The sequence below is a fragment of the Aeromonas enterica genome (assembly GCF_054052465.1).
The window spans coordinates 1-22,004 of record NZ_JBSTYL010000025.1 but is presented as its reverse complement, the minus strand read 5'-3'; the positions used below and the strand labels follow the sequence as shown (position 1 = coordinate 22,004).

The 22,004-nt window shown below is 58.4% G+C and carries 17 protein-coding genes and 2 tRNA genes; 7 read left to right on the top strand and 12 right to left on the bottom strand.

Annotation, left to right across the window (positions count from 1 at the left end; all coding sequences use genetic code 11):
- The first annotated feature begins 175 nt into the window (after positions 1-175).
- Positions 176-754, top strand: coding sequence for a PhnA domain-containing protein (locus ACW5XD_RS19930; RefSeq protein WP_456496374.1), 579 nt, complete (start codon positions 176-178; stop codon positions 752-754).
- Positions 755-1,222: 468 nt separating this feature from the next.
- On the opposite strand, the gene ACW5XD_RS19925 is transcribed toward ACW5XD_RS19930, so the two are convergent.
- Complete coding sequence (locus tag ACW5XD_RS19925; RefSeq protein ID WP_456496373.1) at positions 1,223-2,245, bottom strand: Wadjet anti-phage system protein JetD domain-containing protein; 1,023 nt, start codon at positions 2,243-2,245, stop codon at positions 1,223-1,225.
- 256 nt (positions 2,246-2,501) lie between these two features.
- Between ACW5XD_RS19925 and ACW5XD_RS19920 the strand changes: the two genes are divergently transcribed.
- Together ACW5XD_RS19920 and ACW5XD_RS19915 are read left to right on the top strand one after the other, a co-directional pair.
- Positions 2,502-3,758 carry an esterase/lipase family protein gene (locus tag ACW5XD_RS19920; RefSeq protein WP_456496372.1) on the top strand — a complete coding sequence of 419 codons (1,257 nt, stop codon included), beginning with the start codon at positions 2,502-2,504 and terminating at the stop codon, positions 3,756-3,758.
- A gap of 138 nt (positions 3,759-3,896) precedes the next feature.
- Positions 3,897-4,100 carry a hypothetical protein gene (locus ACW5XD_RS19915; RefSeq protein WP_456496371.1) on the top strand — a complete coding sequence of 68 codons (204 nt, stop codon included), beginning with the start codon at positions 3,897-3,899 and terminating at the stop codon, positions 4,098-4,100.
- A 455-nt stretch (positions 4,101-4,555) separates the two neighbouring features.
- Here ACW5XD_RS19915 and def read toward each other — a convergent pair whose 3' ends face one another.
- From def to cmoM, 7 genes are all read right to left on the bottom strand, one after another.
- On the bottom strand, positions 4,556-5,068 hold the full coding sequence (gene def, locus ACW5XD_RS19910) for a peptide deformylase (protein ID WP_456496370.1): 513 nt from the start codon (positions 5,066-5,068) through the stop codon (positions 4,556-4,558).
- 8 nt (positions 5,069-5,076) lie between these two features.
- Positions 5,077-5,535, bottom strand: coding sequence for a GNAT family N-acetyltransferase (locus tag ACW5XD_RS19905; protein ID WP_456496410.1), 459 nt, complete (start codon positions 5,533-5,535; stop codon positions 5,077-5,079).
- Between the two features lie 55 nt (positions 5,536-5,590).
- Positions 5,591-5,977 carry a septal ring lytic transglycosylase RlpA family protein gene (locus ACW5XD_RS19900; RefSeq protein ID WP_456496369.1) on the bottom strand — a complete coding sequence of 129 codons (387 nt, stop codon included), beginning with the start codon at positions 5,975-5,977 and terminating at the stop codon, positions 5,591-5,593.
- 256 nt (positions 5,978-6,233) lie between these two features.
- Complete coding sequence (gene mukB / locus ACW5XD_RS19895) at positions 6,234-10,661, bottom strand: chromosome partition protein MukB (RefSeq protein WP_456496368.1); 4,428 nt, start codon at positions 10,659-10,661, stop codon at positions 6,234-6,236.
- A 27-nt stretch (positions 10,662-10,688) separates the two neighbouring features.
- On the bottom strand, positions 10,689-11,426 hold the full coding sequence (mukE, locus tag ACW5XD_RS19890) for a chromosome partition protein MukE (protein WP_456496367.1): 738 nt from the start codon (positions 11,424-11,426) through the stop codon (positions 10,689-10,691).
- Positions 11,407-12,726 carry a chromosome partition protein MukF gene (mukF, locus tag ACW5XD_RS19885; RefSeq protein WP_456496366.1) on the bottom strand — a complete coding sequence of 440 codons (1,320 nt, stop codon included), beginning with the start codon at positions 12,724-12,726 and terminating at the stop codon, positions 11,407-11,409. Before mukF ends, mukE begins: the two co-directional genes overlap by 20 nt.
- Positions 12,727-12,958: 232 nt before the next feature.
- A complete protein-coding gene (gene cmoM / locus ACW5XD_RS19880) occupies positions 12,959-13,735 on the bottom strand; it encodes a tRNA uridine 5-oxyacetic acid(34) methyltransferase CmoM (RefSeq protein WP_456496365.1) in 777 nt (258 codons plus the stop codon).
- 128 nt (positions 13,736-13,863) lie between these two features.
- Between cmoM and elyC the strand changes: the two genes are divergently transcribed.
- The 4 genes from elyC (at position 13,864) to ACW5XD_RS19860 (ending at position 19,281) form a co-directional block, all read left to right on the top strand.
- On the top strand, positions 13,864-14,634 hold the full coding sequence (gene elyC, locus ACW5XD_RS19875; RefSeq protein WP_456496409.1) for an envelope biogenesis factor ElyC: 771 nt from the start codon (positions 13,864-13,866) through the stop codon (positions 14,632-14,634).
- A gap of 135 nt (positions 14,635-14,769) precedes the next feature.
- Positions 14,770-15,525, top strand: coding sequence for a triose-phosphate isomerase (gene tpiA, locus ACW5XD_RS19870; protein WP_456496364.1), 756 nt, complete (start codon positions 14,770-14,772; stop codon positions 15,523-15,525).
- Between the two features lie 146 nt (positions 15,526-15,671).
- Entirely contained in the window at positions 15,672-16,643 is a 972-nt protein-coding gene (gene pfkA, locus ACW5XD_RS19865) for a 6-phosphofructokinase (RefSeq protein WP_456496363.1), read from the top strand.
- Positions 16,644-18,024: 1,381 nt separating this feature from the next.
- Positions 18,025-19,281: an amidohydrolase gene (locus tag ACW5XD_RS19860; RefSeq protein WP_456496362.1), complete on the top strand. Its 1,257-nt coding sequence runs from the start codon at positions 18,025-18,027 to the stop codon at positions 19,279-19,281.
- Between the two features lie 73 nt (positions 19,282-19,354).
- Here ACW5XD_RS19860 and yjjG read toward each other — a convergent pair whose 3' ends face one another.
- The 4 genes from yjjG to ACW5XD_RS19840 all read right to left on the bottom strand — a co-directional run bounded on the left by yjjG (position 19,355) and on the right by ACW5XD_RS19840 (position 22,000).
- Entirely contained in the window at positions 19,355-20,035 is a 681-nt protein-coding gene (yjjG, locus tag ACW5XD_RS19855) for a pyrimidine 5'-nucleotidase (RefSeq protein ID WP_456496361.1), read from the bottom strand.
- Between the two features lie 47 nt (positions 20,036-20,082).
- Positions 20,083-21,555, bottom strand: a complete 1,473-nt coding sequence (locus ACW5XD_RS19850) for a M17 family metallopeptidase (RefSeq protein WP_456496360.1) — start codon at positions 21,553-21,555, stop codon at positions 20,083-20,085.
- Positions 21,556-21,744: 189 nt separating this feature from the next.
- Positions 21,745-21,821, bottom strand: a tRNA-Met gene (locus ACW5XD_RS19845).
- 102 nt (positions 21,822-21,923) lie between these two features.
- Positions 21,924-22,000, bottom strand: a tRNA-Met gene (locus tag ACW5XD_RS19840).
- Between the last annotated feature and the right edge of the window lie 4 nt (positions 22,001-22,004).

Genomic DNA, 22,004 nt, shown 5'->3' with positions numbered 1-22,004 from the left:
ATGAACCCAGACTTGGTCCCGGCAAGCCGTAGTGAACACAGGTGTCAACCTGGCAAACGACCCGGAGCCCGGGCGTTGGCCTGACAAAGAGAGGGGTTTTATGCTATATTCCGCCCCCTCTTTACCTTGGTTCGCTCAAGGCGGGCCATTTTACCAACATGAATGGAACCAAAACATGACCATCAATGCCATCCTGCAAGCGCGCGCGGGCGCCAAGTGTGAACTGTGTGGCGCCGAACAGGCACTGACTGCCTTCGCGGTGCCCCACTCACCGGCCAGCGATGATGATCACAGCCTTGCCCTGTGTGACACCTGCCGTGGCCAGCTGGAGCAGCCGGACACCACAGTGGTCAATCACTGGCGTTGCCTGGGCGACAGCATGTGGAGCCAGGTTCCCGCTGTGCAGGTCATGGCGTGGCGTCAGCTGAAAAACCTGTCCGGCCAGGGCGAAGTGTGGGCTCAAGACATGCTGGACATGATGTACATGGAAGAGGAGACCAAGGCCTGGGCTGAAGCCGGTCAGGCTGGCGACGATGACGACAGCGTACCGACCCTGGATTCCAACGGCGCCGTGTTGGCCGAAGGCGACTCGGTTACCTTGATCAAGGATCTGGACGTCAAGGGCGGCGGCTTCACCGCCAAGCGCGGCACCCTGGTCAAAGGCATCCGCCTGACCAACAACCCGCTGCACATTGAAGGCAAGGTCAACGGCGTGCAGATAGTGCTGGTCGCCGCCTATCTGAAAAAAGCCTGATATAGTCCGGTTTTGCCAGTGAGACCAAGAGCGCCCCCAGGGGCGCTTTTTGGTGGCTGCGACATATTCTGCCCGAGTATCACGAGAACCATGTTGGCTTGGCGCCCCTTGCCGCAGAGAAGGCATCATGGATGGCATTGTGGCTCCAGCCATTGGCTGGCCTGTAATCCTCATCGTCAACCTACTGCCGATATGCCCGAGCCTCCTTGGCCTCGAGTTGCTGTTTTTTTCGACAGAGGCTTGGTTCAGACGTTAACCTTGTGGCATTCTGGGACTCATGGACTGACCCACCCCGACACCGTCGGTGTCATTACTTGCATAAGGAGCACGCCAGATGGCCAAAGTCTGCAAGAAAGAGATCAAGAAGAAGATCGCCGCACGCCTTGAGAAAATTGCCAAGCACGAAGGCAAGATCAAGAAGCTGAAAAAAGCCCTGAAATAAGGGTCCATATGATAAAAAAACCGCCATCAGGCGGTTTTTTTATTGAGACATTTATCACGCAGCATAGCAGATGACCATGACTGCCAATGTCTGGCCAGTACCAGCACCTCTTGCTCCAACCACAGCCTGTTTGCGATCAGGTGCATGAATACCTCTGCCAGCGGATCGCCGAACCTGTCTGTTGCGGGATCCACGTCCCAGGGAATTTTACCTCTGCTGGCCTGTTGCCCCTCCCGTCGACAGGTCAGAGGACGAGCATAGTGGTGGACATACGTCATCAGAGTATCGGGCAACCACAGAGCGAGAGGACGATGGATGGAATCAGCCAGCTCGGCGGCAATGTCCAATCCTCGCTGATCCAGATCACCAAAGTGAGCCCAGGGCACAGTCGCCGGCAACAGCGGGATCAGTTGCCGTGCCAGCGTCGTATTGCGGCCAGGCACATAGAGCAGCAACTCCCCTGCTTGCAGCGGGTAATCCACAAAGGCTCCCTTGTTCTCCACCGTCACGATCTGCCGTCCTTGCCAGTCAATGGCCGCCAGAGCGGCCAGCGCTCGTTCCGGCAAAACCAGCTCCCCCAACAGCGCCATCTGCGCCGTCATCTCGTGGCGTTGGCCACCTTGCTCAATGAGTGAGAGTGGGTTCAGAGTACGCAGTCGGATCACCTCATCCTGTGTCAACGTTATGTCCATGGTGCCCTGATCTGGGCCTGTGTCGCTGCGTGGATGCTTGCTGTCTCCGTGCCAGAGAGCATGAAAACTGGCCTGATTGAGGCACGAAGGCAAGCTCACCCCGAGGGCCCGCACACTGTCACGCTTGTCTGGTATCTGAGGCGTCGTTTGTGCCAGCTGCGTGACGAGATAGTCGCTCCCTGCGGGGGTCAAGATATAGCGAGCGCTGCGCCCCACCGGCTTGACGCCGCCCACCGCCTGCAACAGGACCAGCAACTCGCGGCCATGCTTGCTATCGAGTGAACACCCCTTCTCATTCATGCTATCCAGCAAGCGGGCGCAGAGATCCTGCACCCGACGCTCCTCAAACAGTGACATCTTCGCCTCCCTATTACGGTGCCATATGACCAAGTAGAGAGGATTTTGCCGCCCGTTACCGTGACCCGCCTCGCGCCAGGGGAAACGCACTCTCGCGGCCCCCCACGCAGCAAGGGGCCCTGCCCCGCAGGATCTGCCAGCGGCGTCACTGGTAAACCCGAGGCAAACACGGCAAGCTGGGTGGGTCTGTGCCAGCCAGCGCGCCATTCCGTTGGCGCAGACGTGCTTGTTGACATCATCCCCTGAGGGCGATCCCATGACCCAGTCGATAGAACAGCAGCCGGTTTCCTCCTGGCATCTTTCGGATATCCGCGAGCTGGCTCGCTTGCTCACACAGGCCCTGCCTGCAGCAGTGCAGATCACCGAGGCCGTCCATCAGGCGGTGTTGAGTGGCATAGGGTTAAGGGGCAAGGCCCAGGGTCAAACCCGGGGGATAACGGGTCTGGTCTACAAGGGTGTGCACGGCGCAGCCCATACCCTGAGCGGTGGCATCAATACCCTGCTTGATTGCTTGCCGCCAACGCCGCCCTTGCACCAGATCCCCGAGACCCCAAAACGCGCCGCCCTGCTCGCCACCCTCAACGGTGTGATGGGGGACAAGCTGGTCGAGAGCCACAATGCCCTCGCCACCCCCATGACACTGCGCCATGACGGCCAGCCCCTGAACTGGCACGCCATGCCGTCGGATCTGCCCGTCGAGGGTCGGGTGCTGCTGATGGTGCACGGCCTGTGCATGAATGATCTGCAGTGGCAGAACCAAGCCAAGCACAGCCATCAGACGCTCAACCTGGGGGAGATGCTGGCCAGCGAGCTGGGTTATGTGCCTGTCTATGTTCGCTACAACTCGGGCCTGCCCATTGCGCAAAACGGGCGGGAACTGGCCAGTCAGCTGGCACAGCTGACACGCCATTGGCCTGGCCGGATAAGGGAGATAAGCGTGCTAGCCTACAGCATGGGTGGGCTGGTGATCCGCAGCGCCTGTCACTATGCCAGCCAGAGTGAGATGGGCTGGCCCGACGCCCTGAAAAACATGGTGTTTCTCGGCACGCCCCATCATGGCGCCCCCCTTGAACACGCCGGTCACTGGCTGGAGCAATTGCTGCCTGCCACTGCCTATAGCGCGCCCTTCGTCAGGCTGGCACAGCTGCGCAGCGCCGGTATCAAGGACCTGCGCCACGGCAAGGTGATGGACTCACCCTCCCCCCAGGGCGAAACGCACACCGCCTTGCCCGATCCTCGCCTTCCCTTGCCCCTGCCCGCCGGAGTGACTTGTTTTACGATAGCGGCAACCACAGCGGCCAAACGCGGTCTGCTGGCTGATCGACTGATCGGCGATGGACTTGTGCCACTGCGCAGCGCCCTCGGCCAGCATGACGAGACACGCCATCAGCTGGCATTCCCTCCCTCCCACTGCTGGATTGCCTACCGTACCAGCCATATGGCACTGCTCGGCAGCCCACAGGTGGGCCAGCAACTGTTAGCATGGCTCACCACTGCCCAGAAACACAGATAAGCCTCCTGCTTCATATGCTGTCCATCCCGCTTGTTCGACCCGATATTTGTCTGACAGCACCAATCGGGCACCGCATACCACAGCACCAACAGCTAGCATTGAACCAGTGTTTGATATGAGCCAGCAGTGGAGCGCCATATGTACTCTTACACCCTCACCTTCAAAGAGGCGGTCGACAAGTTGACGGCTCCAGAGCAGGAGATCAGCCTGCAGAGCCCCGCCCAGGCGGGCGACTTTATTATCCTTTCCGACGGCAGCCGTCATCAGGTAATGTTTGTCTCCCACCGAGCCCACTACAGCAGCCTCTATCTCGATAAAGGTGTCAGAGTGCCGCAGGGATGACACTAACGGCCCGCTCCTCTGCCAAATATAAAGAGGCTAGTTGGCAGCGCCATTTTTATGGCTCGTATTGAGATGACGAAGTTCTCGTATTCCCGCACACCTGAGTCAAGACTCGTATTCAGGCTAACTATCAAATCCGCTTCTAATTTAGGTACAAGTGGGGCTGGCAATGGATGCCAATACTTAGGTCATTATAATTAATCCAAACATCCGCATTGCCAGAATATGCCACCGCCCCAAGGTCAGCCAATCCAACTCATTCTTGATATCCGCCATAATATTTTTCTGTCAGAAGGGATAAAACATCTCACTGGCGACATCTCACAAGCACCAAACCCATGAATAGCCCATGTCGCACAACTGCCACGCTCTATGACGGGTTAAATAACATTGCGATATCCCCGACTTGTTTAAAGCTATCCCTCCCCTGCTCTAACAAACCGCAAAAAGCATTATCAATCACACTGCTCTACTGACTTGCTATGCTTTTTAACCTTTTTTAATGCGATTTGTCTTTTTAATGGCGAAAGATAATCAATAAACAGATTGCCATGAAGATGATCAATTTCATGTTGCATGACGATGGCTAGAAAATCACTGATCTTGATTGTCATTGGTACTCCCTCCCTATCCAGAGCAGATACTGCGACAGAAGCATAACGCTCGACCTCGGCATAATAGCCTGGTACGGATAAACAACCCTCTTGCCCAGATACTTTATCGGCACCACTGATCACCTCAGGATTGATCAGGATGAGCGGCTGGTTTCGTTGTTCAGAAAGGTCAATGATGACAATTGCTTCTTGACGGTTAACCTGAGTTGCGGCTAAACCAATCCCATTGTCCGTCGCGTATAGGGTATCCATCATATCATCGATCAATGTTTGTACTGATTGGATATCATGGACCTTTTCAGCTTTCATCCTCAGCCTTGAATCAGGTATCGTCAATATGTCTAAAATAGCCATAACTCCTCCTATCTACCACTTTCAGGTTCTGTATGAAGAGACAAGGATACAAAATCATCATCACTTTCAACTATGCCATAACCAAGCCTGTTATAAAAACAAATAGCCAATTCATTAATCTTAAAACTTGATAGCGTCACATATTCTCTACTTTCTCTTTCAGCCAGACTGTGAATGGACCTCATTACCATCTCACCGAAACCTCGGCTCTGAAATTGAGGAAAAATAATCAGAAGATGAACATGGATAGCATTTTCATATGGTTTGCAACAGAGCAAACCAATACGCTCCTTATCATGATAAATCCATGAAAACCATTGAGGCTGATACTCATTTTTTATTCGCGCTCGCTGAAAATCATCGGACCAACCAAACACAGTATCAACAAATGGGTAAATTGCTTCTTTCACCACCTCAAACAGAGCGTTGAACTCATTATCTGGCACAGCTTTCAACTTGATACTCATATCATCATGGAACATCCCGATATCCTCATCACTCGGATTGATACGCGTGACTCAATTACATCACCTCGACCTTTACTTTGATAATCCCATCGCGAATATTGCCGATGGTACTGAAAGCCGCCTTGGAGAGATCGATGATGCGCCCGCGAGGGAAATTGCCTCTGTCATTGATCTTGACGATGACGCTCTTGTCGTTGGCGAGGTTGGTGACCCGCACCATGGAACCAAAGGGCAACTCCATATGGGCGGCGCTATTGAGGTTGTTGCGATAGCGCTCGCCGCTTGCGGTTTTCTTGCCGTGATAGCGGTCGGCATAATAGGAGGCGAGCCCCGTCTCGGTATAACCGCGCCAGCTGCCGCCGTGGCTTTCGTCATATCGGCTGCTGCAAGCTGCCAGCAGCAGGCAAAGAGATAACAGCAGCCCTTTCTGGATATATTGCACCTTTCCCCTCTCCTCTCTTCTTTTCGATATGCGCAATTTTTCTTCTTCGATACGGCCGGTGACGCTGGCGACACGTTTGCAGGCGGGAGCTCTCACCTTGCCATCGGTCCAAGGCACTCACCATGTTACTCGCCTTGTTGTCAGGCAGCAGCGACGGTGCGGCTACTTTGCCATATCTTCCATGCAAAAAGGGAGGCAAATGCCTCCCTTTCAACTATTTACCGGTCATCCCATGTCGGGATGGGCCAGAGACTGATCAGGCAATCAGCTTGTCATCGCTAAAACCGAAGCCACGCAGACCCACCACATGCACATGCTCGTGCTTGCCCTGCACCTTGCGGATGAGCTTGTAGGTGGTGCCCTTCTCCGGGCTGATGTTCTCGGGCGCCGCGATAAGCAGCTGCATATCCTGCCGCTCGCACAGCTCGAACAGGGTGGCGATGGACTTGCCATCCAGACGGGCCGCTTCGTCGAGGAACAACAGACGGCAGGGGGCTATGTCCTTGCCGCGCAGACGGCGGGACTCCTCCTCCCAGCTGATCAGCACCATCAAGAGGATGGCCTGACCGGTACCGATCGCCTCGCCGGTGGAGAGCGCGCCGCTCTCGGCCCGCAGCCAGCCATCGGCGCCACGCTGCACCTCGATCTCCAGCTCCAGGTAGTTACGATAGTCGAGCAAGACATCGCCCATCACCTGATAGCTGCGATCCCCCTGCTCGGTCTGCGGGTTCAGGCGCTGGAACAGCTTGGCCATCGCCTCGGAGAAGCTGAGCTCCTTGTCGGCGAACAGATCGTTGTGCATGGCGGTTTGATCCGCCAGCGCCGTCAGCAGACGGGTATGGGCCTCGCGGATATTGACGTTGAGGCGTACCCCGCGCACCAGACCGAAGGCGATGTTCTGCAAGCCCTGGTTGAGTACCCGGATGCGGTTCTGCTCGCGGCGGATGATGTTGGTGATCTTGGCCGCCACCTCGTGGGAGGAGAGCGACAGATGGGTTTCCCGCTGTTTGAGCTCGTCAGCCAGACGCGCCAGCTCGATCTCCATCTCCTCGATCGCTTCGACCGGATCATCGGAGCGGATGATGTCGTTGCGGATGCGATCCTTGAGATAGCGGTAGACCTGCACGTAGAAGGCGACCTTCTGCTCGGTGCTGCGATTGCCCTCGGATAGGCGCAGCGCATCGCGCAGGGCCTCGTCATGGGCCACCGCCACCCGCAGGGCGCCGAGGGCCTTGTCCGACATGGAGCGCAACTCGTCGCTGTCGAGGTACGCCAGCTCACGCTTGTTGAGACGCTTCTCGACGTCGGTCTCCCGTGCCAGCCGCACCACCCGCGACCAGCTCGCCTTGTGGCCCACCAGAGATTTACGGGCGCTGTAGTAATCCTTGCCTTCCAGCTTGAGGCGACCGCCGAGGGATTCAATCTCGCGCTTGGTCACCTGCAACTGGGCCTCGGCGCTGGTGCGACGGGACCGGGTGCGGATGAGCAGCTCTTCGATCTCTTTCTTGTGAGCGCGGGACTTCTCTTCCATGTCCTCCGACAGCGTCAGCCCCATGGCAGCCAGCTCCTGCTCGAACTCGGTCAGGGTCTGGCGCTTGGCCGAGGCGCTGGAATCGAGTGCGGTGCGCAGTTGCAGCGCCTCGGTGTGACGCTGGGCAATCTGCTTGTGCTGTTCACCGGCGGTGCGGGCCGCCAGCTCGGCAGCCTTGAGCTTCTCTTTGAGCCGCTCGCTCATCTCGGAGGCCTTGCCAAGCAGGTCTTGGGCATCCTGATAGGCGAAGTGCGGCAGGCGGGCCACCAGCTGATCGAGGGCATAGCAACGGCGCTTCTGCTCTGCCAGCAATTCGCTCGTCTCGTCGAACGCGGCTTGCAGGACGGCGAGATCCTGCGGATCCTGACGCAGCACCTGCACCAGGGTCTCGAGCTTCTCGAGCGCCTTGCCGTGCTGGGCGATAAAGGCTTCGGCCTGTTTCAATGCCTCGACGTCGGCGTGGGCCGCCTCGAGGCGGGCGACCAAGTCGGCTTCGGCAAACAGGTGGGCAAAGGGCAGCATCCCCTGCACCAGCTGGATATGGCGAGTCAGCTGGGCGGCGGCCGCTTTGGCCTCGGCCAGCTGCTTGTCGCACTCGCCTATGGCCCCTTGCAGCGCGCGCAGTTCGGCCTGTTTGGCCTGCACTTCGGCTTCGGGGTCGGGGCGGAAGGCGATATCCAGATGCTGGCCGATAAAGTCGCGAAAGTGGCCGTAGAGACGGTGGAACTTCTGCTGCTCGAAGGCGGCCTTGGCGTAGCCCTCAATCAGATTTTCCCGCTCGAGATCGAGCTGCTCGATCCGCTTTTCCCGGGCGGCGCGACCAAACAGCGGCAGCTCGGGATAGCGGGAGAAACGCACCTGACGCTTGCTGGTGCGCACCAGCACGGCGTCCCCCAGCTCGTCCGCTTCAACCAGATCCTCGTCAAAGGAGTCGGGGTTGCCCTGGATGAGGTAGATATCCTCAGGACAATCTTCCAGTTTTTTCAGCCGCTCGATGGCGCCCTCAAGGTCGAGCACCACAAGGGCACTGCGAGCCGGACCGTACAGCGCGGAGTAGTAAGGGGCATCGTCGATGGATATGTCGTCATAGACATCGGAGAGCAGCACGCCCCCCACCTGCTCGGCGATGCGGGCCAGACGCGGATCCGCCTCGCCGGCACCCAGCTGCAGGTTGCGAATTTGCAACTCAAGCGCCTGCTTCTGCGCCGCGATGCGGTTGCTCTCCTGCTCGAACTCCCGCTCCTTGTCGAGCACGCTTTGCATGCCGGAAGATAGCGCTTCGGCGGTGGCGAGCGGCAGGTTGCTCTGCTCGCGCAGCTGCTCGAGCTTTTCAAAGGATTTGAGCCAGCGCGGTGCCAGCTTGGTGAGTTCGCCGATATCACGGCCCAGCTGGGCACCCTGATGCTCCAGGCTGGCGCGGCGCTGGTTCAGATCGCTCTGCTGATCGGCCAGCTCTTCCTGACGGGTGCGCTGGGCCTCAAGAAACAGCTCCAGCTCGTCTTGGCTGGCGATCTGCTGGCCACAGGCTTGATACAGCTCGTCACGCAAGCGGAACAGGGCCTTCTGGCTCTCGCTCTCTTTTTCGAGGCGAGCCAGCGCGGCGCGCAGCCCCTGCCCCTGGGCAATGCGGGCCTTGTCTTCGATATGACGTTTGAGCAGCGCCTGCGCCGTGGGCCAGGCGGCCTCGCGGGCGGTCTCGGGGGCGATAGTCAACAGCAGCGTCAGCGCGGCCTGGTGTTCGGCTACCGCCGCCTTGGCCAGTGCCAGCTGCTGCTCGGCCCCCAGCATCCGGCTGGTGAGGCTCTGCTCGGCGGTGCGGAACTGATGCAGGGTGTCGCTCGCCTGTTCGGCGCTCAATCCCGGCAGTTCGCACTGCGCGCGGGCATTTTCCAGCGCCTGCACCGCCTGACGGTACTGGATGGCGCGGGTCTGCTGAATGTCCAACGCCTGCTGGTAGTCGGCCAGCTGGGTCTTGAGGCTGTCGACCTCGGCCTGCGCCAGCTCCTTGCGCTCTTCTACTTCCAGCAGCTGACCGTGGATCTCCTCCACGATCGCTTGTTGTTGCTCCAGCTTGTCGACCAGCTCCGCCAGATCGGCACGATACATCTCTATCTTCTTTTGCAGAGCAACGGCGGCCATCACCTTGGCCAGATGTTCGGCGGCAGATTCGAGCTCGTCGGTCAGCAATTTCTCGCGGTTGGTGAGCTGCTCCACCTCGTCGGCCAGATAGATGGCGCGCTGGCGCTCTTCGGCCAGAATGCGGCGCTTGTCTGCCAGCTCCTGACGGGCTTTCAGAGCCAGCTCGGAGAGGCGATTCTTCTCGGCGGCGTTGCGCACATAGTCCGCCGCCACATAGTGAGTGGTCTCGGTGATCAAGTTCTTGAACAGATCCCGCTGACCTTGCGTCTCTTTAATAGCTTCCAGGGTACGGCGGTTCTCGTAGATGGCCGCCTCCATGTCCTGGAAGGCCTTGCGCACGCCCGAGTTCTCCGGCAGCAGATATTCACGGAGCGACCGGCTGATCGAAGAAGAGATGCCGCCGTAGAGGGAGGCCTCGATCAGGCGATAGAACTTGCCGCGATCTTTTTGATCCCGCAGCTTTTTCGGGGTGATACCGAACTCGAACATGAAGTTGTGATAGTCGGTCACCGTATTGAACTTGGCGACCTTCAACGCCCCCAGCTCGGCGGCAGCGCCTTTCAGATCGGCAAAAGCACGGATACGCCCCTTGCCGCCATCGAGTTTCTCCAGCAGCAGATCCGTGGGTTGCAGATTTTCTGGCACATCCACCAGAGCAAACGGGGTGATGTTGACCTTGTTGTCACGGTTCTGGATCTGCTCCAGGTGCACGCCGACCCAGATCCGCTGCTCGCGGCTGTTCATCACCTCCAGCACTGAGTAACAAGAACCCCGTTGCAGCTTGCCGTAGAGCCCCTTGTCGCGCGACGCACTGGAGGAACCCGCTTCCGTGGTGTTGCGAAAATGCAGCAGAGACTGGTCAGGGATCAATGCCGCGATGAAGGCCGCCATGGTGGTGGACTTGCCCGCCCCATTGCCGCCGGAGAGCGTCGTCACCAGCTGGTCGAGATCGAAGGTGCGGGCGAAGAAGCCGTTCCAGTTGACCATGGTCAGGGATTTGAATTTGCCTCTCACGACTTTGCCTCCATCTGGGTCTTGGATTTAACGCTGCAGGTCATCTTCAACCTCCAGTTCAAGCTGTTCTTCATCGAGATCCGCTTCAATGTCTTCAAACAGCGAGTCGCTGCTCGGCATCTCGTCGTCGTGGAAGATGGCCTCCCCTTCCTGGATCATCCGCAGCTGCACGGCGCGCGGATCTTCGTCGGAGCGCACATCGGCGGCAAAGCGGAACACGGATTCGTTGACCCGGAATTTGTCGCTGTTGCCAAGAGCGGTGATCATGCCAAGGCGGCGCAGGCGGCGCATGGAGGTGCGGATCTTCTCCAAGAGCTTTTTCTTGTCCAGATCGGTGCCGCCGGAGCGGCTGTTGACCATGCGCAGCAGCTGCTTCTCGTCGGCCAGGCTCAACACCTCCTCCTGCAGCTCACCCATGGCGAACACCCCTTCCGAGGCGAGCCGGTCCGGGCTCAAGTACAGGTAACAGAGCACCTTGCCCACCAGCATGTCGAGCTCGGAGAGCACGGTCGTGCCGATGTCGGCGCTGGGGCGCGGACGCAGGTAGAAGAAGCCCTCCGGCGCCTTGATGAGTTCCACCTGATAGCGGCCGTAGAAGATTTCCAGCTCGTTGTGGAACTCCACCAGCATGGAGTGCTGTTCGAAATCGTCGGCACTGATGTGACGACCCGAGCGCAAGGCGGTGTCGATACGCGGAAACAAGGGGTTGGCAATGGCCTCTGCGAGCCGCAGCGGCAAGGGAAATTCAGTATTGATCAATGACATAGGCCTGAACCTTGGATCCAGCTTGGTTAATGGGTTTCCATGCGGGTTGGTGGTGCAGCTCGCGCTCACCGCTGGCATGGCCCAGGCGCACGGCCTGGTCAATCAAGAGACGCGCCACATCGAAGTGGGCGTGAGCCGGGTAATCCAGCAGGTATTCCCGCAGCACATCGGCCACATCCAGCTGATAGCCCTGCTCGGGGTAGCGGGCCAGGTAGCGTTCGATGCGCTCAGCCAGCGCCTGGTTGATGTCCACCATCTCCATGTACTCCATCTCGAGGGGCACCTCGCCGGTGACCTCTTCGTCGTGGATGGCGATGGTTTCATCCCGCAGCTCCAGCAGACGGGGCTCCTCGGCCACTCTCAGCAAGAAGTTATGCTGCTCGAAATTGCGGATGGAGTCGCGCAGCCGCTGGCTGAAGGCGCGGTTCTTGTCCATGTCGATGGCGTTGCGGATAAATTTGTGGACGTGCCGATCGTAGCGTGACCAGAGCTCGATGCACTGCTGACCCCAGCTGGTGATCACATCGAGCCGTCCTTGCAAAGCGTGGGTCAGTTCCTCGACATGGAACAGATCGTCGCGCCCCTGGGCCACTTCCTGAATGTTGAGCAGCCCCGCCTGCAGGCGGTGGCCGGCAGCGTCCAGGGTGTCTTGCAGCTCGCGCAGGGTCTGGCCGGTCTCGTGCAGCAGTTTCTCGCAGCTGTGGATGGCATCGACCCAGTTCTGGGTCAGCAGGGCCGCTATCTCGCTCTTGACCTGATTCTGCTGCTCGTCCATGGCGCGCTGGGTCAGATCGATGCGCCCCAGCGTCTCTTCCAGCGAGAAGGTGAGCCGTGGCAGTACCTCGGCATCCCACTGCTCGCGGGTATTGGTCTCAAGTGCTGCCTTGCGGGCGGTATCGAGCTCGGCCGCCAAGTGTTCGAGCAGGATGGAGAGCTTGATGGAGTCGACCTGGCGCTGATCCAGGAAGAAATCGACGATCCCCATCCCCAGCCGCGACAGGCGATAGAGGCTCTCTCCCGCCACCATGTCGGTGTTGAAGCGCGACAGCAGCTGCTGGCGAATGAGATCGTTGATGGCGTTGTTGGCACGACCGGTCAGGGTCTCGTCCATCTGGCCAAAGGCGTTGCTGACGTAGCCAAAGGCATCGTGCAGCGCCGCCTCCGACAGGTCCGACTCATCTTCGGACAGAGTCTTGATTGCAATCAGAAAGGCCAGCCGGTCGGTCGGCAGGCTCAGCGCCAACCCCTCCTGCCTGACCCATCCCACCATCTCGGGCAGGGTACGGGATGTACTCATCATGACGTCATCATCTCGTTGTTATCCATTTGGATGGTCTCATCATGAAAATCTGACCATCTCGTTGTTATCCATTTGGATAGTCTCATCATGAAAATCTGACCATCTCGTTGTTATCCATTTGGATGGCCTCATCATGAAAATCTGACCATCTCGTTGTTATCCATTTGGATGGTCTCATCATGAAAATCTGACCATCTCGTTGTTATTACAAGGCTGCTAGACAGACTGCTTGTCAGCTTGACGGTTTCTGCGCCATCACATGGATATAGCGCCCCAGAGAGATAAACGGCTCCTGGCGGCAATATTGCTGTTCCATAGCCAGCAGATCATCGAACTTCTCGACCTGATCCTGCTTGTGGCGCATGTAGTCATGGATGACCCGCACCCCCGTCTTGCCGATGATCTTGAGCCCCCCTCGCCCAATCCAGTCGTACACCTGCTCAGGCAACTGCGGATTGGTGGGGGTCAGGGCGGTTTGGCGCTTCTTGCGCAGGCCGAGGCGCACATAATCGAAATTTCCCACCACCAGGCTCTGAAACAGCAGGCCATGACGGTTGTAAAAAAGCAGCGACAGTATGCCCCCTGCCTTGACGAAAGGAAACAGACCGAGCAAGGTCTGGCGCGGCTCGGCGAGCCATTCCAGCACGGCGTGACAGAGCACCAGATCAAAGGTGCCGGTCACCTGGCTCTTGAGATCCTGAATGGGGCACTGGATGAGACGAATTCTGTCTTCCAGCCCCTTCTCGGCGATCTGGCCCCGTGCAAGTTCAAGCATTTCGGCGGAGAGATCGCACAGTTCCACCTGATGGCCCATGGCCGCCAGCTTCTGGGCAAAATAGCCAAACCCGCCCCCCGCATCCAGAATGCGCAGGGGCCGGTTGCCAAGGCGAGCCAGGCAGGCTTCGATGTCGCTCCACACCACAGTGGTGCGAATGCGCCCCTTGGTGGAGTCATAAATGTTGCGGGCGAACTTGTCGGCGCGCCCGTCAAAACTCTGATCTTGCTTCAAGACACACTCAACTTTTGGCCGCGGGGTTGGGCCTGATAAAAAAAGAGGGGTATTCTGTCACATCCCGAATTTGCTGAAAACTCAAGGACGATATCCCAGTGTTTGAGCTCACCCCGTTTGCTGCCAACTTGTTTGTTATCAAGAAATGGCTAGGCCAATTGCTGATGCCGCTGCCCTTCTCTCTCTCCCTGTTGCTGCTGGCGCTCTTGCTGCTCTGGTTCACCCGTTTTCAAAAAACCGGCAAACTGCTGGCGACCCTCTCCTTGCTGATGATCACCCTGATGGGAATACGACCGGTAAGCTACGAGCTGGCCCGCCCGCTGGAGCAGACCTTTCCGCCCTTCGAGATAAGCCGCCACCCGGATATAACGGCTATCGTGGTGCTGGGCAACGGCCATGTCAGCGATCCGGCGGTGCCCGAGCGTTCCTGGCAGAACAATATCGCCCTCGCAAGAACCCTGGAGGGCGTGCGGCTGGCAGAGGCTTACCCGCAAGCGGAGCTCATCTTCTCCGGTTATGTGTCCGGAGATCCCCTCTCCAACGCCGAGGTCAATGCCCGCATGGCGACGAGCCTCGGCATACCCCGCTCGCGGATGACGTTGTTTGAAAACAACAAAGACACCCATGACGAGGCCGTCAGCATCAGCCGTTATCTCAAGGGCAAGCGGGTGGCGCTGGTCAGTTCGGCCACCCACCTGCCGCGGGCCATGGCGCTCTATCAGGGGCAGGGACTCGATGCGGTGCCGGCCCCCACCGACTACACAGCCAAGCAGAGCCAGGTGGCGCAACCCCTCTACAGCTACCTGCCGAAGGGGCGTTATCTGATGTATTCCGAGGCTGCCATTCACGAATGGATTGGGGTATGGTGGGCCCGTTTGCGAGGGCAGGTTAACGATTGAGCAATCGGGCCTTTCATTCCTGATTTGGATCAGGAAAGCGAAAAAAAATTACGTCATTTGCCGCCGGGTCAGCTATCTTGGGCTCGGTTCAATTCATATAATGTCGCGCAATCAAATGCCTAGGAGATATACAAGATGAGACAGCACCTGGTAATGGGTAACTGGAAACTGAACGGCACCAAAGCTTCTGTCGAAGCTCTGATCAAAGGACTGACCCCGGCTGCTGCCGCTCATCCTTCTGTGCAAGTCGCCGTCTGCCCACCGGTTATCTTTTTGGGTCTGGTTGAGCAGCTGACCGCCGGCAGCAAGATTGCCTACGGTGCCCAAAACGCCGACGTTCACGAGTCCGGCGCCTTCACCGGCGAGAACGCCCCTTCCATGCTCAAAGCCTTCGGTTGCACCTACTCCCTGGTTGGTCACAGCGAGCGCCGTACCCTGCACGCAGAGAGCGACGACGTGGTTGCGGCCAAGTACGAAGCCATCCAAAAAGCGGGGCTGATTCCCGTATTGTGCATCGGTGAGACCTTGGAGCAGTTCGAAGCCGGCGTTACCAAGAACGTGGTCGAGACCCAGCTGAAAGCCGTCATCGACCGTTGTGGCATCGCCTCCTTCAGCAACGCCGTGGTTGCCTACGAGCCGGTATGGGCCATCGGTACCGGCAAGACTGCCACTCCGGAAATCGCTCAGTCCGTCCACGCTCACATCCGTCAGTATCTGGCTGGTTTTGACGGCGCCGTGGCTGCCAAGGTTCAGATCCTGTACGGCGGTTCCGTGACTGGCGCGACCGCTGCCGACCTGTTCGGTCAGCCGGACATCGACGGTGGCCTGGTGGGTGGTGCGTCCCTGAAAGTGGACGACTTCTCCCAGATCATCGCTGGCGCAGCCAAGTAAGCCGTTGCCCAGGAGGGGGCGCTGCCCCCTCCTGCATATCGCTTTTCCTATGGCGGCCCCCGCATCCCATACGAAAGCCGATATAGTAAAAGTGGCTTGTCTCATTTAACACTTTCGTATTCGACAACTCAGATCCAGAGGCACTCATGACCAAACAAATCAAACGTATTGGTGTTTTGACCAGTGGTGGTGACGCACCGGGTATGAACGCAGCCATCCGCGCCGTCGTGCGCGCCGGTCTGCATCATGGCCTGGAAGTTTACGGCATCTATGATGGCTACCTCGGTCTGCATCAGGACAGGATCGTCAAGCTGGAGCGTCACAGCGTCTCCGACGTGGTAAACCGCGGGGGTACCTTCCTGGGTTCCGCCCGTTTCCCCGCCTTCAAAGACCCGAAAGTGCGTGCCGAAGCGATCGAAAACCTGAAAAAACACGGTATCGACGCCCTGGTGGTGATCGGTGGTGACGGCTCCTACATGGGTGCCAAGAAGCTGACCGAGGAGGGTTTCCCCTGCATCGGCCTGCCAGGCACCATCGACAACGACATCGCCGGCACCGACTTTACCATCGGCTTTGATACTGCCCTGAACGTGGTGGTGGATGCCATCGACCGTTTGCGCGATACCTGCAGCTCTCACCACCGTATCTCTGTGGTCGAGATCATGGGCCGTCACTGTGGCGATCTGGCCATGTCTGCTGCCGTCGCGGGTGGTGCCGAGTACGTGATCGTGCCGGAAGTGGCCTTCGACAAAGAGAAGTTGCTGCAACAAATCAAGGAAGGCGAAGCCAAAGGCAAGAGACACGCCATCATCACCATTTGTGAGCACGTCACCGACGTGAACGCCCTGGCCAAGGACATCGAAGCCCTGACCGGCCGCGAAACCCGCGCCACCATACTGGGTCATATCCAGCGTGGCGGTGCCCCGACCGCACGTGATCGCATCATGTCCAGCCGCATGGGCGCCTTCGCGGTTGAGCAGCTGCTGGCAGGCCAGGGTGGTCGCTGCGTCGGTATTCAGGGTAACGAAATGGTGCACCATGACATCATCGACTGCATCGAGAATCTGAAGCGCCCGTTCAATCAGGAGCTTTACGATCTCTCCACTACCCTGTTCTAAGCGTCCGTCGCTTGCTCAGTTTGTTGTGACAAAAAACCCTCCGCTGGAGGGTTTTTTGTTGATGTCGTGTGCCAGGCAATGGGCGGAACCGGCCGCTGTGCAGGCGCTCTCTCTTGCTGCGCCATCTGTTGTGCTGTTTTCCCAAGTCTTGCCACCCATACCCACCATACCGGCTCGCCGATCCGAACTCCGCCCACGGGTCCGATAATAGTCAGTGAAAGCCCTCTCGCCGCCGGCGAATGGACACTGGTTCGTTGCCAAGGGTTAGCGGATCGCGCCTCACGACAATCTCGGATATGCGGACTGACTGGATAGCCTCCGCATGAGTCTGGCGCAAGCTCCCCCAGCTATCCTCATTCACCGCAGACCGTTGTGATGTCATGTCAGTCCTCTGTTGCATTGTCATTCCAGAGGGCGCAGAGAGCCTCTCGGCCACTGGCAAGGCCGTTTCGATGGGATCTAGCACAGGGTCACACAGACGTATGGCATGAGAAAAAATGAGTGCTGCGCGCAGAGGCCACTCTTCGCTCCCCTCAATGGCAAGCCCTCCGCCATGTTCACCATTTTTTGCGCGCTGACTGAGAAATCAAAGCCTCGCTCACCCCCTGAAAGAGGTGTCCTGTCAGGCTTCAAGGCACAAGATGCGACAAAAAATGGATGCACTCTTCAAATTCAGCCAAGGGACAAGCCAACCTGCTTTCGACGACATTTTCAGACGTCAAAGAGAGGCTTGAAAGCGGATTAAATTTCAACTAACCCATAAAGGCCCCATACAAAACCCACCAATAAATTGGTGAAAATAAAACACAACGTTATGAATTTTATAGATTTATACCATAAACACAGAGCGTACATCGGCATTAAAAAGAAGGGTGGATGATAAAACAGACACTAAAATGCAAAAATAAGGCTTTAGATGCTTCAACCAATGAAATAGCCATATAAATACATTTTACTATTGTTTTACCGCACAATTATGGTATCTTGGTCCCATCAACAGTCAGCCAAGGGAGACAAAATATGAAAGAGTTTGTTGTTACTGCCGTTTTTACCGTGTTTTTCACTCTGGTTGCCGTCTCTCTGCCGTCGCTGTCACAGCTTTGAGCCGGTTAGTTATCCAGAATTATGTATTGCTGAATGACAGCCATAGCCCAGGCGCTGACTAATCCACCACTCTCTGTCTTTTTTGGCTGTTTCACCCAGCGTGATACCGAAAGCCTTATTTAGAACTGGTTGGTGCACACTATATAAGCTGCATGTCACTGCCACCGTCAACAAGGGGAGCCTCATAGCTCCCCTTGTTGCATTTGCCGCTACGGGATTTACTCTTGCTCCCCTGCCCGTCACAATATCCGCTTGGACTCGCCATGCAGGAATTACCATGACCCAAGATGCTCTACGCCAGTGGCGTCGTGATCTTCATCGTCTGCCCGAAGCAGCCTGGTGTGAATTTCGCACCAGCTCCCTTATCGCTCACCATCTTTCCGAACTCGGTTTCTCCATCATGCTGGGTGACAAGCTGCTGGCCAGCAACCTCATCATGGGACGGGAGGTAGACGTACAAGCCCAGAAGGAGCGCGCCCTGCGTCAGGGAGCGCATCCCGACTGGCTGGCCCGCATCGAAGAGATAACGGGTGTGATGGGCGTGTGGGACAGCGGTCGTCCCGGCCCGACTCTGGCTTTTCGATTCGATATCGATGCGGTAGAAGTCGATGAGAGCCAGGATGAGCTGCATCCCCCCAGCCAGGAGGGGTGGCAGTCTCGCAATGCCGGCTGGATGCACGCCTGTGCCCACGACGGTCATACCGCCATCGGGCTGGTGCTGGCCGAGCGGATCAAAGGCCTGGCAGAGCAACTCAACGGCCGCATCAAGCTGTTCTTCCAGCCCGCCGAGGAGGGTTGCCGTGGCGGCAAGGCGCTGGCAGCCGGCGGTCAGCTCGACGATGTGGATGCCCTGCTGGCGCTGCACATCGGTATTCATGCCAACAGTGGCGAGCTGGTGGTCAATCCCACCGAGTTTCTCTGTTCAACAAAATTTGACGTGGAATTTATGGGACGCGCCGCTCATGCCGGTCTTGAGCCCAACGCGGGCAGCAATGCGCTGGCGGCAGCCTGCACGGCGACCACCGCCATGCTCGGCATTGCCCGTCATCGCGATGGCATGACCCGCATCAACGTGGGCCAGCTCAGCGGTGGCAGCGGTCGCAACGTGATCCCGGGCCATGCCCGCCTGCAGGGGGAAACCCGTGGCGCCACCCCGGCGCTGAACGACTACATGTTCGGCCAGGTGCAGCAGATAGTGGAAGGGGCCGCCATGATGCAGGGCGCCACCTACCTCATTCGCAAGCAGGGGGAAGCCATCGGCATCGAGAACAGCCCGGCCCTGCTTGAGGAGATAGTGCCGCTTGCGAAGGCGCTCAAACTTGAGACCATCCACACTCGCCGCTTTGGCGCCAGTGAGGATGCAGGCTTTCTCATCGAGCGGGTGCAGCGAAACGGCGGTGAGGCTGCCTATCTGATCCTGGGGGCCAATCTGGCGGCGCCGCATCACCATCCGGAGTTCGACTTCGACGAAACCGTGCTGGAACACGGGGTTGCCCTGCTCGAATCCTGGCTGCTCAGTCGCCTGGGTACCTGATAGATGACAAGATGAAAAAAGGCAGCCCTGAGGCTGCCTTTTTTGTTGCTGGCGAGCGGCTCGCCACCTTGGTTTACTGACCCAGCACGATGGCGGAGAGGTGGGCGAAATGGTGGATTTCGTGGGTCGCCTCGCACTCGGTATCCTGACGATCCGGGTTGTACCAGCAGGTAGCCAGCCCCTGCGCAGCGGCACCGGCGATGTCGGTCTTGGGATTGTCCCCCACCATCAGCACCCGCGTCGGGCTCGGCTGTCCCATCAAGGCCAGGGTATGCTGGAAAATGGCGGCGGCTGGCTTGGTCACCTGCACCTCGTCCGAGATGACCAGCGGCTCGAACCAGTCGCTCCAGCCCAGCTTGCTGAGGCGACCCCGTTGCGGCAGGCTGAAGCCATTGGTGATGATCCCCATCCGCACTCGGCCTTTGAGGGTCTTCAGTGTCTCCAGTACCCCCTCCAGCGGCACGCTCAGGGCGATGATCTGCTGCAAGAAGGTGTCGTTCATCGCCATGGGTGCCACGTCCACCTGCTCGGCAAACAGGGAGAAACGGGTCTGCTGCAGGTGGGCCGCATCTATCTCGCCCGAGTTGTACTGCTGCCACAGCCTGTGGTTCAGAGCGTGATACTCCGCCATCTTGGGGGGTGTCGGCGTCACGCCATAGAGCTGCAAGGTCTGCTCCAGGGCCTGGGCGACCGGGAAATCGAGCAGTGTTTCGTCCAGATCGAACAACACCCAGTCATAACTTGGTACTTTCACGGGATCCCTTACTGTTCTTGTTCAACGAGTACCTATTCATAAGAGCCTCAGCGGCGGCCCAGCGGGCTGGCGAGCAAGTCCAACGTCAGCCTGACTCCGAATCCGGTCACTTCGCTGCTGACCACGCCATTGCCCCCCTTGCTGCGAAAACCGCTCAAATCGAGGTGCAGCCAGGGGGTCTGGGCAGGCACGAAGCGGTTGAGAAAACGGGCGGCGTCGATGTGATCCGGCGATGTGCCCGGCGCACACTGTAGCAGATCGGCCCACTCGCTATCGAGGTTGTCGTCATAGTCCTCATCCAGCGGGAAGGGCCAGACTCGTTCACCGCTGCGCTGGCCCAGGCTTATCAGCTCACCAAACCACTGGGGGCGGTTGGTAAAGGCGCCGCTGTAACGGCTGCCCAGCGCCCGCTTGCAGGCTCCCGTCAGGGTGGCGTAATCGATCAGCATATCCGGATTGTCCTGCACCGCCATGCAGAGGGTATCCGCCAGCACCATGCGCCCCTCGGCATCGGTATCCACCACTTCTATGGTGGTGCCGTTGAGCGCAGTCACCACCTCTCCTGGCCGGTAAGCGAGCGGGCCTATGTGGTTCTCGGCGATGGCAAGCCAGCAGTGCACCTCGTAAGGCAGGCGGGCCCGGCTGATCGCATAGAGGGCGCCCAGTGCCACGGCACTGCCACCCATGTCCAGGTGCATGCCATACATGCTGCCAGCGACCTTGAGGTTGTAGCCGCCCGAGTCGTGACAGATCCCCTTGCCCACCAGGGCTACCCGGCGCACCGGATTGGGCGGGCAGTAACTGAGCTTGACCATGGCGGCCTGGTTGTCTTCCGAGCCTCTCGCCACCGCGATGAAGGCGCCGGCTCCCCGTTCGGCCAGTTGGGCCTGATCGAACTCGTGCCACTGCCAGCCTTCGACCTGGGCCAGCTGACGCGCCCACTCCCGATAGCTACGGGCGGTGAGATCGGAAGCCGGCGATACCGCCAGATGCCGCGCCATGCCATTGCCTTCGGCCTCGGCATAGATCCGCGCCAGATCCAGCACGCATCGCGGCGACACCGCAATATGTTGATAGCGCCACTCATCCTCGCCGCGATGCTTGTGGCTCGGCAGCGGCACATTGGCCGCCAGCAGGCAGGCCAGCGCCAGCTCGGCCAGCTGCGCCCTGTCCCCCTCGTCAAACCCTTCCAGATGCAGCCCCATCCGCTCGATCTTGAGTCCGGCCAACGGGACTATCCAGGATCTGGCCTGTTTGTAGAGGGCGTGATCCCGGATCGGATGGGCTCCGATGAAGATCACCAGTTGCAGGCTGTTGTGTTGCACCAGACTGTAGGGAGCCTTCTGCCCCAGCGCTATCTGGGTTGCCACGGCGGCAAACTCCGGCCTGGCCAGAACAGAGTCGCGCAGATCTTCGGCGACAAGCAGCAGGTTGGCCGAAAGTCCGTTGCCCATGGCCTGGCTCAGAGTGGCATCCTGAATGTCGATCTGGGGGGGGAGATAAGTGAACTGTTGCATCATTGGGCAGGGGCCTCGTCCATGAAGAGATATCACTGATAATACCCAACAAAGCGCAGTGGCGGCCAGATTTGCACTTGAAAATCAATATCAAGCGTGATTATGCGAACATATGATGAACGACCGGAAACGGTGCGAAACATAACAAAGGGAAAAGAAGAGGAAAAACGAAATGGAACAACAGAAGAAAGTTGGTTGCGGGGGCCAGATTTGAACTGACGACCTTCGGGTTATGAGCCCGACGAGCTACCGAGCTGCTCCACCCCGCGTCCGAATTCTACTGCCTTTATCACCGCGCACTACCGAGCAGAAGTAGCGTGCTGTCTTTACGCTCACCGCTTGGCATCAGCCTTGCCATGAACACAAATAGTTGGTTGCGGGGGCCAGATTTGAACTGACGACCTTCGGGTTATGAGCCCGACGAGCTACCGAGCTGCTCCACCCCGCGTCCG

Bases quoted from the DNA above. Each gene is read 5' to 3' on its own strand.
- ACW5XD_RS19930 (WP_456496374.1), top strand. From the start codon at position 176: ATGACCATCAATGCCATCCTGCAAGCGCGCGCGGGCGCCAAGTGTGAA.
- ACW5XD_RS19925 (WP_456496373.1), bottom strand. From the start codon at position 2,245: ATGTCACTGTTTGAGGAGCGTCGGGTGCAGGATCTCTGCGCCCGCTTG.
- ACW5XD_RS19920 (WP_456496372.1), top strand. From the start codon at position 2,502: ATGACCCAGTCGATAGAACAGCAGCCGGTTTCCTCCTGGCATCTTTCG.
- ACW5XD_RS19915 (WP_456496371.1), top strand. From the start codon at position 3,897: ATGTACTCTTACACCCTCACCTTCAAAGAGGCGGTCGACAAGTTGACG.
- def (WP_456496370.1), bottom strand. From the start codon at position 5,068: ATGGCTATTTTAGACATATTGACGATACCTGATTCAAGGCTGAGGATG.
- ACW5XD_RS19905 (WP_456496410.1), bottom strand. From the start codon at position 5,535: ATGAGTATCAAGTTGAAAGCTGTGCCAGATAATGAGTTCAACGCTCTG.
- mukE (WP_456496367.1), bottom strand. From the start codon at position 11,426: ATGTCATTGATCAATACTGAATTTCCCTTGCCGCTGCGGCTCGCAGAG.
- mukF (WP_456496366.1), bottom strand. From the start codon at position 12,726: ATGATGAGTACATCCCGTACCCTGCCCGAGATGGTGGGATGGGTCAGG.
- tpiA (WP_456496364.1), top strand. From the start codon at position 14,770: ATGAGACAGCACCTGGTAATGGGTAACTGGAAACTGAACGGCACCAAA.
- pfkA (WP_456496363.1), top strand. From the start codon at position 15,672: ATGACCAAACAAATCAAACGTATTGGTGTTTTGACCAGTGGTGGTGAC.
- ACW5XD_RS19860 (WP_456496362.1), top strand. From the start codon at position 18,025: ATGACCCAAGATGCTCTACGCCAGTGGCGTCGTGATCTTCATCGTCTG.
- ACW5XD_RS19850 (WP_456496360.1), bottom strand. From the start codon at position 21,555: ATGATGCAACAGTTCACTTATCTCCCCCCCCAGATCGACATTCAGGAT.